This window comes from Acinetobacter sp. WCHAc060033 (assembly GCF_004209125.1).
Lineage (GTDB): Bacteria > Pseudomonadota > Gammaproteobacteria > Pseudomonadales > Moraxellaceae > Acinetobacter > Acinetobacter wuhouensis.
The window spans coordinates 1-1189 of record NZ_SGSW01000149.1; the positions used below are offsets into that span (position 1 = coordinate 1).

The following is a 1189-nucleotide window of genomic DNA, read 5'->3' on the forward strand; positions in this document are numbered from 1 at the left end:
TTCATCGCATATTCCCAAAGCCGATCAACTTGCTCATCACTAAAGCCAAGCGCACTTTGCATAGCCACAATACTGTCATCAGTTCGCACAAAACTCGTAGCTTCTTTAAAGCCCAGCAGTGCTAGTTCTCGCTTCATTTCATCTTCAATTGTGAGAATTTGAGCTTCTATATCGCTTGATTTAAATCCATTTTCTAATAAGCAACGCAAAAATTGGTAGCGTGTGAGCGATGGGAGCCTTGATAGATAATATTCTCGTTTTTCATCTTCAGTACGATCGTCAACCCATGCACCTTTGATCCATTTATGAAATGCTGAAGGTTTTTTTTCTGACGTAGTTAAATCTGAAAAAATATAACAACCTTCATTTAATTTACTAAGTAAATCTGTGTGTTGTTGCTCATCAATCTCTATCAAATCCGATGGCGGATCAGAATAATTTAGATCTGAATCGTAAAATGCTTGATCTTTTTCACTAAAATTTATCATATTAATAACCTATTGCTCTCCACATCGTTCCGCCAAGAGAACCAACAGAACTAGAGTTAAAGCGTTGATGATCTACAACAAATGATGATCGAGTAATAGTTCCTTCGAGAACTAGAGCACCACCATCTGCATCTGCTACAGAAACTGTGCTGTATTTTCGCATACGACTTACTTGAATATTTGAGCATTGATTTGGAAAAGTAATCGGGAAGTTTACCGTGTAAATTTGTTCATCTGCACCACCTGCAATATATCCCCACTGCTCTACACGTCCATCAGGATGAATAATATAACCGTTCTCATTTAAATTCCTTGCGCTGTTATATGTTGTATTAATAACAATGTTGCCAGAACCATCAAAGCTCGCACTTCCAAAAACAGCACCTAAAAGCTCTATCTTGCGCGGCGTGGCGAGTGCTTGGGCTTTACCATCTTTACGACCCGTTCCGCCACTCGATACGGGCAATGCTGAATCAAACTCAGGGTTAACACTCCAAATGCCCCAACTTTTATCAGTAATTACAATTCGAGAATCGGTTGTAGGTGCATATAAAGAAGTTACAGACGGGTCTTGAGCAAATCTATTTATCTTTAAATTTACTTTTGCTGATTCAACAGATGTCGCTCCTGTTCCACCATAATTTACAGGCAAAGCAGGGTCAAAGTTAGTCGCAGAACTATTCCTGTAAACACCCCATCCC

General features: G+C 39.3%; 2 protein-coding genes. Both read right to left on the reverse strand.

Translation table 11 applies throughout. The features are described from left to right. Positions 1-488, reverse strand: a 488-nt coding sequence (locus EXE10_RS20990; protein ID WP_130114597.1) for a hypothetical protein, incomplete at its 3' end; no start/stop codon positions are given. 1 nt (position 489) lies between these two features. After that, positions 490-1189: gp53-like domain-containing protein (locus EXE10_RS21640; RefSeq protein WP_416346114.1), on the reverse strand; the 700-nt coding region annotated here is incomplete at its 5' end.